15 protein-coding genes are annotated in these 12,667 nt (G+C 59.3%); 4 read left to right on the forward strand and 11 right to left on the reverse strand.

All coding sequences use genetic code 11. From position 1 onward, the window contains the following. Nucleotides 1–52: 52 nt before the first annotated feature. The 3 genes from ACYSMN_RS24200 to ACYSMN_RS24210 form a co-directional block, all read right to left on the reverse strand. On the reverse strand, nucleotides 53–580 hold the full coding sequence (locus ACYSMN_RS24200; protein WP_488926507.1) for a CinA family protein: 528 nt from the start codon (nucleotides 578–580) through the stop codon (nucleotides 53–55). A gap of 106 nt (nucleotides 581–686) precedes the next feature. Continuing rightward, the gene (locus tag ACYSMN_RS24205; RefSeq protein WP_488926508.1) at nucleotides 687–1,988 is read right to left on the reverse strand and encodes a metal-dependent hydrolase family protein; all 1,302 of its coding nucleotides are present in this window, start codon (nucleotides 1,986–1,988) and stop codon (nucleotides 687–689) included. Between the two features lie 131 nt (nucleotides 1,989–2,119). Then, entirely contained in the window at nucleotides 2,120–2,596 is a 477-nt protein-coding gene (locus tag ACYSMN_RS24210; protein ID WP_488926509.1) for a RidA family protein, read from the reverse strand. Nucleotides 2,597–2,825: 229 nt separating this feature from the next. Here ACYSMN_RS24210 and ACYSMN_RS24215 point away from each other — a divergent pair, with 229 nt between their 5' ends. Next, nucleotides 2,826–3,086 carry an acyl-CoA-binding protein gene (locus ACYSMN_RS24215; protein ID WP_488926510.1) on the forward strand — a complete coding sequence of 87 codons (261 nt, stop codon included), beginning with the start codon at nucleotides 2,826–2,828 and terminating at the stop codon, nucleotides 3,084–3,086. 101 nt (nucleotides 3,087–3,187) lie between these two features. On the opposite strand, the gene ACYSMN_RS24220 is transcribed toward ACYSMN_RS24215, so the two are convergent. Beyond that, entirely contained in the window at nucleotides 3,188–3,472 is a 285-nt protein-coding gene (locus ACYSMN_RS24220; RefSeq protein ID WP_488926511.1) for a CDGSH iron-sulfur domain-containing protein, read from the reverse strand. 159 nt (nucleotides 3,473–3,631) lie between these two features. After that, on the reverse strand, nucleotides 3,632–4,150 hold the full coding sequence (locus ACYSMN_RS24225) for a GNAT family N-acetyltransferase (protein WP_488926512.1): 519 nt from the start codon (nucleotides 4,148–4,150) through the stop codon (nucleotides 3,632–3,634). Nucleotides 4,151–4,294: 144 nt separating this feature from the next. Between ACYSMN_RS24225 and ACYSMN_RS24230 the strand changes: the two genes are divergently transcribed. Further along, nucleotides 4,295–4,966 carry a hypothetical protein gene (locus ACYSMN_RS24230; protein ID WP_488926513.1) on the forward strand — a complete coding sequence of 224 codons (672 nt, stop codon included), beginning with the start codon at nucleotides 4,295–4,297 and terminating at the stop codon, nucleotides 4,964–4,966. A gap of 73 nt (nucleotides 4,967–5,039) precedes the next feature. Here ACYSMN_RS24230 and ACYSMN_RS24235 read toward each other — a convergent pair whose 3' ends face one another. Continuing rightward, complete coding sequence (locus ACYSMN_RS24235) at nucleotides 5,040–5,516, reverse strand: hypothetical protein (protein WP_488926514.1); 477 nt, start codon at nucleotides 5,514–5,516, stop codon at nucleotides 5,040–5,042. Nucleotides 5,517–5,671: 155 nt separating this feature from the next. Here ACYSMN_RS24235 and ACYSMN_RS24240 point away from each other — a divergent pair, with 155 nt between their 5' ends. After that, complete coding sequence (locus ACYSMN_RS24240) at nucleotides 5,672–6,295, forward strand: deoxynucleoside kinase (RefSeq protein WP_488926515.1); 624 nt, start codon at nucleotides 5,672–5,674, stop codon at nucleotides 6,293–6,295. 203 nt (nucleotides 6,296–6,498) lie between these two features. On the opposite strand, the gene ACYSMN_RS24245 is transcribed toward ACYSMN_RS24240, so the two are convergent. The 3 genes from ACYSMN_RS24245 to ACYSMN_RS24255 all read right to left on the reverse strand — a co-directional run bounded on the left by ACYSMN_RS24245 (nucleotide 6,499) and on the right by ACYSMN_RS24255 (nucleotide 9,589). Continuing rightward, nucleotides 6,499–7,164 carry a DUF2461 domain-containing protein gene (locus ACYSMN_RS24245; RefSeq protein ID WP_488926516.1) on the reverse strand — a complete coding sequence of 222 codons (666 nt, stop codon included), beginning with the start codon at nucleotides 7,162–7,164 and terminating at the stop codon, nucleotides 6,499–6,501. A gap of 150 nt (nucleotides 7,165–7,314) precedes the next feature. Then, nucleotides 7,315–8,136, reverse strand: a complete 822-nt coding sequence (locus ACYSMN_RS24250) for an MOSC domain-containing protein (protein WP_488926517.1) — start codon at nucleotides 8,134–8,136, stop codon at nucleotides 7,315–7,317. A 484-nt stretch (nucleotides 8,137–8,620) separates the two neighbouring features. Next, nucleotides 8,621–9,589 carry a YitT family protein gene (locus ACYSMN_RS24255; protein ID WP_488926518.1) on the reverse strand — a complete coding sequence of 323 codons (969 nt, stop codon included), beginning with the start codon at nucleotides 9,587–9,589 and terminating at the stop codon, nucleotides 8,621–8,623. A gap of 129 nt (nucleotides 9,590–9,718) precedes the next feature. Here ACYSMN_RS24255 and ACYSMN_RS24260 point away from each other — a divergent pair, with 129 nt between their 5' ends. Next, on the forward strand, nucleotides 9,719–10,060 hold the full coding sequence (locus ACYSMN_RS24260; protein WP_488926519.1) for a DUF805 domain-containing protein: 342 nt from the start codon (nucleotides 9,719–9,721) through the stop codon (nucleotides 10,058–10,060). A 329-nt stretch (nucleotides 10,061–10,389) separates the two neighbouring features. On the opposite strand, the gene ACYSMN_RS24265 is transcribed toward ACYSMN_RS24260, so the two are convergent. Together ACYSMN_RS24265 and ACYSMN_RS24270 are read right to left on the reverse strand one after the other, a co-directional pair. Further along, nucleotides 10,390–12,024 (reverse strand): S8 family peptidase, encoded by a 1,635-nt coding sequence (locus ACYSMN_RS24265; RefSeq protein ID WP_488926520.1) that lies wholly within the window; start codon nucleotides 12,022–12,024, stop codon nucleotides 10,390–10,392. Nucleotides 12,025–12,168: 144 nt separating this feature from the next. Further along, nucleotides 12,169–12,567, reverse strand: coding sequence for a MarR family transcriptional regulator (locus tag ACYSMN_RS24270; protein ID WP_488926521.1), 399 nt, complete (start codon nucleotides 12,565–12,567; stop codon nucleotides 12,169–12,171). Nucleotides 12,568–12,667: the final 100 nt, after the last annotated feature.

The raw sequence follows: 12,667 nt of genomic DNA on the forward strand, positions 1-12,667 counted from the left end.
AGGCGTGAAAGCTATGTATCAACAACTCGCCCGACTCGTTGCGTAACATCAGTTACTCTGTTTTCTCCGCTACGGCCTCGCCGGCTTGCTGCTCGGCGTGGGTGTCGAGTAGGTTGTTGAGGTAGTCGAGGATGAAGTCGACGGCTAACTGGCGCACTTTGTCGCAACTGCCCTCGAACTCCTGCCGCAGCTCGTAGGCGCGGTTTTGATAGAGCACCGTGAAATACATGGTGCCCACCGGCTTGTCGTCCGATTCGGAGGCTCCGCTGGCGCAGAGGCCCGTGACGGCCACGCAAATGTTGGCGGTGGGCAGGTGCTTGTGCAGACCCATTACCATCTCATTGGTCACCTGCTGGCTTTCGGCGGTGTAGAGTTCCAAGGTTTCCTTCTTCACGCCAAGCAGCCGCTGCTTGGCCAGCGGATGGTACGTCACGACGGAGCCGAGCAGCACCTCACTGCTACCCGTAGCCCTCACGAACTCCGACGCCAGCAGGCCCGCCGTGCAGCTCTCGGCAAAGGCTACCGTGAGCTTGTATTGCAGGAACTTCTGGACGAGTTTGTTGAGGTCGGTAGGTTTCATAGCGGGAAGTGGGGAGCTTCCTGTTACGCGGTTTGGTTGCGTAAATGTTGCAGTTGAGGTTCTTAAAGCAAGCTTTTCATCAGCCCACACACCAGCCTAGCTTGTGCTACTCCTGTCGGTATACCACGCCTTGCTTCATCACGAATTTTACTTTTTGCATGGCGTTGATGTCCTGCGTTGGGTCGCCTTCCACGGCCACTACATCGGCGAGCTTGCCAGCTTCGAGGGTGCCTAGGTTCTGCGTCTGGCCGAGCAACTCAGCGGCATTGACCGTGGCCGTGCGCAAGGCTTCCAGCGGCTGCATACCAGCTTCCACCATGTACCGAAATTCCAGCGCATTTACACCGTGCCGGAACACGGAGGCATCAGTACCGAAAGCAATTTTCACCTTCTTCTTGTAGGCGCGGCCGAATGTGTCCTGGAGTTTGGGGCCGATGGCTAGGGCCTTGGGCGTCACGAGGGCTGGGTAGTAATTAGGAATCTTCGCCGAGTCAGCCACCGACTTACCGGCGGTGATAGTTGGCACGTACCAAGTACCTTTTGCGCGCATCAATTCCATAGTTTCCTCGTCCATGAGCGTGCCGTGCTCGATGCTGGTCACGCCCGCTCGGATGGCGCGTTTCATGCCTTCGGCGCCGTGAGCGTGGCAGGCGACGCTCAAGCCCAGGTCGCGCGCCGTGGTCACGATGGCGCGGATTTCCTCTTCCGTCATTTGGGCCGAAGAGCCGTCTTTAGCCACGCTCAGCACGCCACCCGTGGAGGCAATCTTGATGAGGTCGGAGCCGCGCTTGTATTGTTCGCGCACGGCTTGGCGGCACTGCTCGGGGCCGTTGGCTACGCCATCGGCGGGGCCGGGTACGCCCATAAGGTCTTGGCGGTAGCCGTTGGTGGGGTCCATGTGGCCGCCAGTGCCCGATATAGCTTTGCCCGCCGTGAATACGCGCGGCCCCACCACCTGCCCGCGGTTGATGGCGTTGCGCAAGGCCACATTCACGCCGGAGCCGCCTAGGTCGCGCACCGTGGTGAAGCCGGCCAACAGCGTTTTGCGGGCGTGGTCGAGGGAGCCAAAGGCCACGTCGGCGGGGTTTTCGGTGAATTCGCGCAGAAAGTTATCCTTGCTGGTTTCGCCTTCCAAGTGCACGTGGCAGTCGATGAGGCCGGGCAGTACGGTGCGATTTTTCAGATCGATAACCTGGTCTTTCGGACCAGAGGGAGCCGTATAGCCGCGTTCCACGGCCAGCACCTTGCCTTGCTCTATTACAATGGTCATTTCAGTTTGCGCACGGGCCCCGGCGGAGCGCATGTCCAGCAGTCGGCCGCAGTGCAAGTAAGTTTTCTGGGCCGAAGCAAGATGAGGGAGCAAGGAGGCCGCCAACACGGCGGGAAAGGTGAGTAGCCAGTTTCGCATAGGAGCGGGAAGTAAGGTGGACGCCGCAATAAAGCGTTTTACCCGCCAATCCGCAGCAAAAACACGCAAGCCCGACCACAATTGGCCGAGCTTGCGTGTTACAGAGCTTCTGGTGCCTTACTCCGGCAAGTTTACTTTTTGGGGATGATAACCGTAGCTTCCACCTCAATGAGCAGGTCGTCGCGGAACAGCTTGCTCACTTGTACGGCGGTGCTGGCGGGCGGCGCGGCGGTATTGAGGTATCGGTCCCGCACGTCGCGCACCGCCTGAATCTGCGAAATATCGAGCAGGAAGTAGGAGAGCTTCGCTACGTGCTGCATCGTGCCGCCCGACGCTTCCACTAGCTGTTTGATGTTGCGAAAAACCTGGTCCGCCTGCTTGCCTACATCGCCGGGCCCCACGGTGTTGCCCTGCGCATCAAGCGCCACCTGCCCCGAAAGCAGGAGCATGGTCGCCGTTCCTAAGTCGATTTTCGCAACATGGGAGTAGCCTTTGGGCGGCGCCACTCCCGCCGGGTTGTGAAATTGCAGCACCTTGGGTTTCGTTTGCGCTACGGAGAGGTAGCCGGTCAGCAATAAGAGAAGGAGAAGAGAAAGTTTGGGGCGCATAGCGGATTAAGCTGGCAGCCGACAACGGCATCGGCAGCGCAACTTACTTATTCACGAGCCGCATCGCACCTTCGCCGTACCGCTCGCCTATTCTGCTACGCCCCAAGCCAGTGCAACGCCTGCCAAAAAAGCGCTGCATGCAGCCTATATCCGCGGCAATATGTATCTTTTCCCGCCGAAAGCTCCACCAGGCTCCGGCCGCAGTATTCATCCTCAACCACCTCCCAACATGGCCACGCCCGAAGAATTTGAAGCCGCCGCTGCCCGCAGCAAAGAACTGCCCTCCAAGCCCGACAACATGAGCCTGCTCAAGCTCTACGCCCTCTACAAGCAAGGCAGCGAAGGCGACAGCACCGGCGAGAGGCCCGGCGGCTTCGACTTCAAAGCCATAGCCAAGTATGATGCCTGGGCTAGCCTACGGGGCAAGTCGCAGGAAGAAGCCCGCCAGGAGTACGTAGACTTCGTGAACGAGCTGTTCCAAAAAGCCTAACCAATAATATCATAGACGCGGAAGCGGCGCTTCAACTCACCAAAATGCCTGTTAACAAGGCCGTTTGATGGGTTGAAGCGCCGCTTCTACGTTCGGTGACTTTACGCCAGCGGCGTGCCGCCGGCCTCGGAAGGAGTGCCGGGCGGTACGGCGGGTTTTACGGGAGTGCCCGGCGCAGGCAGGTCGAAAGCTTGCGCGTCGTGCTCGAAATGGCCTTTGTGCGAACCGTCGCAGAAGGGCTTGTTGCCGGAAAGACCGCAGCGGCAAATGCTGATTCGTTCCCGGCCGCCCAGCCCGTACGGCTGGCCCTGCGCATCGACGAGTTCAAAATCGGTGCCCTCTACGCGGAGAGAGCCATTGCTGAGGACGGTGAGTTTGGTAGCCATGTGGTGAAGTATGAAGCCTAGGCGGTAGCCGGGGCTGGATGAAGAAAGGAAAATCAAGGTAGAAACTCTTCCTACTACGGCCAGCGGGCTGTACTGGCCGAAGAAGGCTTCACGTGTTTGGGCTGCTAAGCTATCTTCACCGCTAAAGTGTAACCAGTATTAGCGCAGCTCTTTGCGCATCACGTAGTCGTTCATCCAGTAGGGGCCGATGGGAATGTCTTCTTCGCGGTGCTGCTGGAAACCCAGCCGCTCGTAGAAGGCCAAGGCTGGATTGTGGCGGTTTACGTTCAGCTCCAGCGTATGGCCGCCGGCTTGCTGCACGGCGGCTTCCACCGCCGTCAAGAGCTGTTGGCCGAGGCCCTGCCCCTGGTGCGAAGGCAGCAGATAGATTTTGTGCAGCTTGAAAACCGGCTCGGCCACCGGCCGCCGCGAAAACGAGGCGTAGCCGGCCGGTTGCTCTTCCTGGTGCAGCAGCAGGAAGGTGTGGCGGTCGTCGGTCATCTGACGGTGTAGCGAGGCGGGCGTATAAATCACGCGGTACATGTAGTCGATCTGCTCCTTCGAGATGATGAAGCGGTAGGTCGGCTCCCAGGTTGCTTCGGCCAACTCAATAATGGTAGGAATGTCGGCCAGAGTGGCCGCCCGGATGGTTGCAAAAGCAGGTTCGACGCGTGACATGGGGCGCAAAAACGGCATTATTTCACGGAAAACCGAACCCAAACCCAACCGGTATTCGTTTTTGGGCCAGAAATTGCCAGCTCCTGCATACGATGGCACCCGTTCGTGCCGTTGGTTTTTGTCTGCTCTTACTTTCTTCGTCCCATGAAATTATTCCCTCTCGCGTTGGCCGCCAGTCTGCTTTCCTTTTCCGCGGTAGTAGCGCAGCAGAAAACACCCGCGCCCGCGCCCGCTAAGCGCCCGGCAACCAGCACCACCAGCAGCACTGCTTCGGCCGTGGAGCGCGATTTGCGCATTTTCTCCGAGTGGGTGAATGAAAAAGTGGACCGCATAACCGAAGATGTGGTGCGCGAATCGCCCAAGGTTTCCGCCGAATTCGACCGCCAAAGCAAGCGCATCGATAAGGCCGTCGACAGTCTCACGGTGGAAGGCAAACGCGAATACAATACGCAGAAAAAACGCTACAGCAACTGGTCGGCGCGGCAAGACAGCCTCGACCGGGCCGCCCGCAAGCCCGAAACGGCTCAACAGTCGCAAGACCGGCTCCTGGGCGAAAAGGTAATTTTGAGCCGCGCCCGCGCCTCCGAGCTGCCCGACCTCTACGGTCGCTTCATTGAAACCACCCGCGCCCAGCGCCGCCAATGGACCGCCGCCGACTGGAGCAACGCTTCCGCCGTGCTAGGCCGCCTGAACGCTCGCTACGAGGAAGTGCGCGAGCAACTGCCGCTGGAAGAGCGAGTGCGTATTCGTTCTTGGCAAGGTGAGTTTCGCACCCTGGAAAAAGCCCGCGACGTGAAAGGCGTTATGGCCGAGTAATCGAGCTATTATCACCAAAAAGCTTTCTTTCGCCACTAGTGCGGAGGAAGGCTTTTTGCGTTATGACCTTTGCTTACAGCTTGTCGCGTAGCCAGCGGTGGGCAATGTCAATGTCGTAGAAGAGCAGGATGTCCAGGTCGCGCCGAACGCGGGCAATGAATTCAAGAGCCGCTAGCTGGTTGTGCATGTCCGGCGAAAAAACGTAGGCAAAAGCCCGCAACTCATACTGCCGAACCTGGGGCAGCCACTCAAATTCGGCCCAATCCATGGCTTCCAGCCAGTCGCCGGTGGCAATGCTCTTGTCGTTGAGCAATAGGAGTGGGCGTAGTTGCCGGAGCGTATCGAGCATAGCTTCCGCCCCCGCAATAACGGACTCGGGAGTTAGGTTGCCAAACCACTGCACGTAGAGCAGCCGCTCTGGCGCGTAGTAGAGCTGGCGCAGGAGTGGAGCCCCGTGCTCGTCGCGTAGAAGCGTGAGCGGTTGCGCGCCGGGCAACAGGGCACGCCCCGGCTCAGGCTCCAAAAGGAAGGATGGCAGAGAAGCAGACATGAGTAAGGCTACCGAGGAGCAGGAGTAAATATGGTAGTGAGTAAATATAAGAAAGAACCGAAGCAAGCTAAACAGGTGCGGCGGCTTTCAAGGGCTTCTGTATTTTTGTGGTTCGGGCCTAGCCGCGGCGGTTAGGTGCGCTTTCTTTTTCACGTATGCACATTGCCATCGTCGGCAACATCGGGGCCGGTAAAACCACGCTCGCCAACAAGCTGGCGCACCATTTCAACTGGGAAGTATTCCTCGAAGACGTCGACCACAATCCCTACCTCAAGGACTTCTACGACGATATGCCGCGGTGGGCTTTCCACTTGCAGGTATATTTTCTCAACAGCCGTTTCCGCCAGACGCAGCGCATCAAAGAGCTGCAACAAGCCAGTAAAGGCGTGGTTCAGGACCGGACTATTTACGAGGATGCGCACATTTTCGCCGCCAATCTGCACGAATCGACACTCATGTCGGAGCGCGACTACCAGAACTACCTGGGCCTGTTCGAGTCCATGATTAGCATGGTAGACCCGCCCGACCTGCTGCTCTACCTGCGCGCCGACCTGCCCAAGCTCATTCAGCAAATCGAGCGGCGCAACCGCGAATTCGAGAATAACATCAAAATTGAGTACCTCAAAAACCTCAATGAACACTACGAGAAGTGGATTGCCGGCTATAAGTACGGTAAGCTACTCATCATCGACGTCAACAAGCTCGACTACGTGCAACACCCCGAGGATCTAGGCATTATCATCGAACGAATCAACAGCACGTTGTTCGGACTCTTCTAAGAGTAGCATCATTCCAGCGCAGCCTCTGTCCTTGCGAGGCGCAGCCGTGGCAATCCTTCCTCTCGAAGACTCACCTCTTCTATACAGACCAGCCCTTGGCATTAGTTTACTAACCTAACGCCAAGGGCTTACTGCTTCAGTAGGCTGGTCTCAGAGAGAGGAAGGATTGCCACGGCTGCGCCTCGCAAGGACACTATCTTACTTCACTTCATCGCCTCATTCAAAAACCTGACCAGCGGCTGCGCGGCGCGCCAGGCTTCTACTACGCGCTTGGGGAAGTCGGGGCGGAGCACTTCGGCGTCGGGGAAGGGGCGCCACACGAAGTAGCGTTTGAGGCGCAGCCATTCAAGGTTCGGGTCGTTTCGATCGTAGCCTTTGGGGGCGGTTTTGAGCACGTCGGTTCGGTCGAAGCCGGCGGGAAAGTGGCGCACGAAATCGGGGGCTTGGCGGAGCGCGTGGAAGGTGGGCGCGTCGTAGTGAATTTCCTGCCGGATACGGGCCAGCTGCTGCGGTTCCGGCTCCCAGCGCCCGGCGCCCACGTAGGATTCGCCGCCCGGCTCCAGCGCCACAAAGTAGCCCGCCCAGGGACTTTGCCGCCCGTTCCGCTTCAGCCCTGCACCCAGGTGGCGCTTATAGATTTCAGGGTCGCGTTGCGAACGGTCGTTCTTGTGCAAGCGGTACATCACGTCGGAGGGCGTCAGGTCGCGCGCGTCGGGCTCAAACTCTTGCAAGCTCGTAAGCAACTCCCGCACCAGCTCCGTGTAAGCTCCGCGTGCCCGCTGATACTCCGCACGGTGCTCATCCATCCAGGCTTTACGGTTGTTGGCAGCTAATTCCCGAAGAAAAGTGAGCACAAATTCGCGGTCCATGCTTTGAGGGGGTGATTAGGTGAGGAGGTGACACGTGACAGGTTAATAGTGATAGGCAATGAGGCAAAAAGACTTACGTAACACACCACCTCGCCAATTACTTGTCACGTGTCACCTAAAAACCTGTTACCTCCTTCTCACCCAATCACCTCACTTCGTGCTGACAACTTGCAAAGCGTCGCCGATGCGGAGGTGGCCGCGGCCGGGGCCGGTTACGTTTTGGCCGAACTGTACGCTGCCATCGACGGTGCGGTAGCTGGCTAAGGTGCGAAGCGGCTCGCTACGCGGGTTTTTCTGGGCCGTCTGCTGGTCTACGGTGGTGAGCACGCAACGCCCGCAGGCCCGCACGGCCCGGAATGGCAGGCCGCCGAGCTGGAACTGCGCCCAGGAGTCTTCCGCAAAAGCGGCGCTGCCATTCACCACCAGGTTGGGCCGAAACCGGTCCATAGCCACGGGTTCGGCGAGGCGGGTGTTCAACTCATCCAAGGAGCTTTGCCCAATGAGCAGAAACGGGTAGCCATCGGCAAAGCTCACGAGCTGACCTTCGGGGTTGTATTCCGGCTCTACGTCGCGGCGGGCCATGTCCGACATGTACACCAGCTTGCACGAGCGGCCCAGTGCCTCCGACAGCCATTCGTCGGCTTCAGATGTGCCGCGCCAGGCAAACACGATGTCGTTCCAGATGGTCACGAACAGGGTCCGTTCGGGCGTGGCTTCGAACGGAATGTAGAGGGGCAGCAGGTCGGGCCGCTCGGCGTGCGTGAGTAGGAAGCCGTTGTAGGCGGGCGCCAGCCGCAGCAGCGCCATAGCCGGCAGCTGGCGCTGCGTCATGAACTTGTTTTTCTCGTCCACCAACAGCCAACGCCGGTCGTGGCGCAAGCCGCGCGGCTCAATTGCAGATTGGGTGAGGCGAATACCGCCCAGCGACTTTACCGGATAGATATAAAGGTCTTGCAGCAAGAGAGAATTCATGCGGCGAAGTTACGCGACGCCCACTTGACAGGGAAACTGGACAATTGGTTAATGAAGAATGAAGAACTTCCTAAAGGCCTGGCAACTGTTCATTGTTCATTGTCGTTGGCTCCGGTCTGCTCGCTTTTTCAGCGAGCTGAACGGTCGAAGTATGCTGATGATGTTTCACTTCCTAGTCGCCACAATTCATGCTTACCCCCGAACCGATTGCGACGACAGGGTTGTAGCCGCAATCGGTTCGGGGGTAGCGGAGAAGCTCGCCACTCTGGCACCGCTATGCGGCGCGTCGTCGTTTCAGGTCTGGTACTCTACAAGCCTTCGACCGCTACGCGGCTATTCCGCAACGTGGGGTAATCAACAGATGGCGCATACTTCGACCGGTCTGCTCGCCGAAAAAGCGAGCAGACCGGAGCCAACGACAATGAGCAATTGACAATGAACAGTTGCCGGACTAGGCCGTCAGAGGGATTTATTCACTCATTGCCTAGTGCAATGGCCGTTTCTTGATCATGCCGCCTTTGGTGTCTTTCACGCTGTGCATCACCATAAACGCCTGCCGGTCGATTTGCTCTACTTCGGTTTTGAGGCGGGCCAGCTCCAAGCGGGTAATCACAGTGAAGACAATTTCCACCGGATTTGGCTGGTCGCCGCGGGTGCCGTAGCCACGCTTGCCATTGTAGACGGTTGCGCCGCGGCCCAGCTTTTCGGTGATCATGCGCCGGATGGCATCGGAGCGGCCCGATACGATGGTGACGCCGGTGTATTCCTCAATGCCATCAATGATGAAGTCGATGGTTTTGGCCGCCGATAAGTAGGCCAGAATAGAGTACAGCGCGGTTTCGATGGACAACACCCAGGCTGCCACCGCGAAAATGGCGATGTTGAAGAGCAGAATAATGTCGCCGACGGTGAGGCTGGTTTTCTTGTTCAGGAACACGGCCAGGATTTCGGTGCCATCGAGCACGCCGCCGCCACGCATGGCCAGCCCGATGCCCGCACCCAGGAAAAAGCCCCCGAAAACGGAAATCAGCAGTTTGTCCTGCGTCAGCGTCGGAAACGACACGAGCAGCAGCACGCCGGCCAGCGCCAGAATAGCGGCCAACGATTTGAAGGCCAGCACCCGGTCCATCTGGAAGTACGCCATTACGATGAACGGCGCGTTGATGACCACGATTAGCGCCGAAAGCGGCAGGCCCGTGAGCTGGCGCACCAGCAAGGAAATACCCGTCACGCCCCCATCGATGAAATCATTCGGCAACAGAAAGGCCTTCAAGCCGAAAGCCGCCGAGAATACGCCCAACAGCAGAAAGACAGTGCTCATCACGTGCTGGCGCAGCCACCGACGGGCCGCAGCGTCGCGTTTGCCGGTTGGGCGCCGAAACCGGCTGACGGGTGGCGGGCTACCCGCCCGGCGACGGAGCTTGTCGAGGATGATGAACTGGGGAAGGAGCATGGCCGCAATATATAGGGTGGGGTACGCCGGGCGGGTTGTAATGTTGAGACGCACGCAAAAGCGCCCGAAACTGGCTCGAAGCTGGCCCGAATTTTGGAGCCTCGTGTCTACCCCGATTCTAGTATTATCATGAAACAATTCGACTTTCTGGAAGGCCGCTTCGGCCGCTTCGAGTATGGCTTTTGGCTGGTGCTGACCATAGCTCCGCTGTCCACCCTTTACTACCTGCCAAGCCCGCCGCAAACCTGGTACCACGTGCTGCTAATGGGCGTCTTGCTAGCCGTGTGTACCGCCTTGGCCGCGTTGCTCTCCGTACGCCGCCTCCACGACCTGCGCCTCAGCGGCTGGCACGCGCTGGCGCTGCTGGTGCCCATCGTCAACCTGCCCGCTTACTTACTACTGCTTGTGTTGCCCGGTATTCCGGCCACCGTGCCAGCCTATGTGCCCTTGCCAGGACGCAGGATGAGGTAGCTTTAAGCAGCTGGCTTGAGAGGAGTCATTTCCTCTCGCCAAGACACCAAGACGGAAACATATAGCCGCTTCACATTGCGGAATCTAACGCCCCGGCGGGGCGGCATATCGGTAGAACAACCGAGCTAAAAATGGACAAGCCCCAGCGGGGCGACACTGGCATCAGCGCAGTGTCGCCCCGCTGGGGCTTGGTTGTTCTCAACGTTGTTTTTGCTACCGATATGCCGCCCCGCTAGAGCTATGGGGGACGGGCCTATCTGCGGCTGCGGGCATTTTGCTGCTTGTACACAACCGCTGCGTAGCCCCGGGCTTCAGCCCGCGGGCACTGGTTATTTCAGCGCCTGCCCGCTAGCCAGCTGCACGGCGCGGTAGAGGTTTACGAGGCCGCCCGTGCTGGACAGCTCCGCGAAATCCACCTCCTTGCGCGTGCCGGGCTGCTGCACCTTGGTATGGTACACCACCGCCGACTCCAGAATAATACGCTTCAGGTCGGTGGCTGTCAGGCTGGGGAAGTACGATTTCAGCACGGCCGCCATGCCGGCTACCACCGGCGAAGCCATGCTGGTGCCGCTTTTGTTGCCGTATTGCTGGCCCGGCAGCGTGGAATAGATCTGGTGGCCGGGCGCAAACACGTCCACGTTCTTTTTGCCGTAGTTCGAGAATTCCGCCACCAGGCTTTGGTCGTTGGTGCGGGCGGCGGCGCCCACCGTAATCAGGTTCGGGATGCGCTGGCCGCTGAGGTATACTGGTGCCGGATACTCCACTTTCACGTCCATGTTCTCGCTCTCGTTGCCGGCCGAATGCACCAGCAGCACTCCTTTCGTGGAAGCGTATTTAATGGCTTCTTCTACCGCCTCACGTTGCGGCGAGTAGTACTTGCCAAAGCTCATATTGATGATTTGGGCCCCGTTGTCGACGGCGTAGCGAATGGCGTTGGCTACGTCCTTGTCCCGCTCGTCGCCGTTGGGCACGGCCCGTACGGCCATCAGGCGCACGTTGTTGGCCAAACCCAGCACGCCCACATTATTGAGCCAGTCGGCCCCGATAATGCCCGACACGTGGGTGCCGTGGCTGGGGTCGGGGCCGTGCACGTCGCGGTTGCCGTAATTGCGGTCCTTGGTATCCTCCGGGTTGTCGCCGATGATGGTAGCGCGGGGATTGTAGGCCGGATTGAGACTGAAATCGAGTTGGTTCTTGGTTTCACTCAGGCCCTCTTTCATATCAACCAGCACCGATTCCAGGTCGCCGTAGCCGCCTTCTCGTAGGTTGCTGTACAGCCCCAGGGCCGCCCGGTACAGGTTGGGGTCGGTGGGGGAGACGCGGCGCAGGCTGGCCGTATCGAGGCGCGGCAGCCCCAGGGCCTGCTTGAGGTTTTCGGCGCCTTCCTTGGTCAGCTCATACGACTTGCCCAGCGACTGGACCCGGCCCGAATTCTCCGCCACCTTTTCGGCCTGGGTTTTCTTTACTTTCTGGTACAGATCGTACTCGGCTCGTTTGGCGGCGGGCACGGAGTTACGGGTTTTGCCTTCGTAGAGTGGCTTGAGCCGGAACAGCAGGCGGGTATCCTCGTAGCTTTCTACGTCGATGTTGCGGCCGTCGGCCCCACCCAGGAAATTCCAGCCGTGCACGTCATCGATGTAGCCGTTGCCGTCATCGTCCTTGCCGTTGCCGGCCACCTCTTTGGGGTTGGTCCAGAGCAGGCGCTTCAAATCCGCGTGGGCCGTATCGATGCCGGCATCAATAACGGCCACTACCACCGGCGCCGAGGGCCGGTCTTTCAGCAGCTCGGTGTAGGCTTTGCGGGCACTCACGCCCATCACGCCGTCGGCGGTGGGGTCGAGCAGGTACCACTGCGGCTGCGGTACGGCGGGCATCACGGGAGCCGCGTTCTGGGCCGTGCTCAGCGTAGGCAGCAACAAGGCCAGGCCAAACAGACGCAGCCGGGAAGAAAAAGAAAACCTCATCAGAAACTTAGCAGAAAATAAAACGGCATGTACGCAAACGGCTGGTAAGCGGACGCTCCGCTGCAAACTCTGCCGCAATAGACAAAGTTTCCGTTTCCCCGGACGCATCATAAACCGTGCAATCCATCCGCCGAACCCGGAAGATCAGGCCGTGCCCTGCGCGTGCGGCAGTATCCAGTCCTCGCCCGCGTGGCTAAGGCGCTGAAACCGCACGTTCTGCTTGTAGTAGACCTCCAGCAGTCCTTCCTTGCGCAGCCCGTCGGCCACGCGCTGTATGGCCTGGGGAGTAAGCCCCGCAATTTCTCCCAGCTCCGCATTGCTAAGCGCCGGCGCCGCCATGAGCGCGTATACAATGTGTGCCAGCGTCCGGCGTCGGCGTGGGTCTTTGGTGCCCATGCGCTTTCCCAGGGCCTGCCCCAGCCGCCCCCGAATGGCTTCCGGCGTCATGAGAATAGGAGGGGGCACGCCCCGCTGGGCAATGCGCTGCACGAGCTGCTCCACAACGGGAGAAGTTGGTAGATTAGAAGGTGTGGAATCGAGCATACCAGCAGAAAAAACAGTAATGAACCCAAGTTGCGGGGTGGCCGCGTAGCGGTGACAGATTTGTAGACCCCAGTCGGTTCGGGGTTCGGGTGGGTTGCGC

It is taken from the genome of Hymenobacter sp. M1-2, assembly GCF_057808495.1.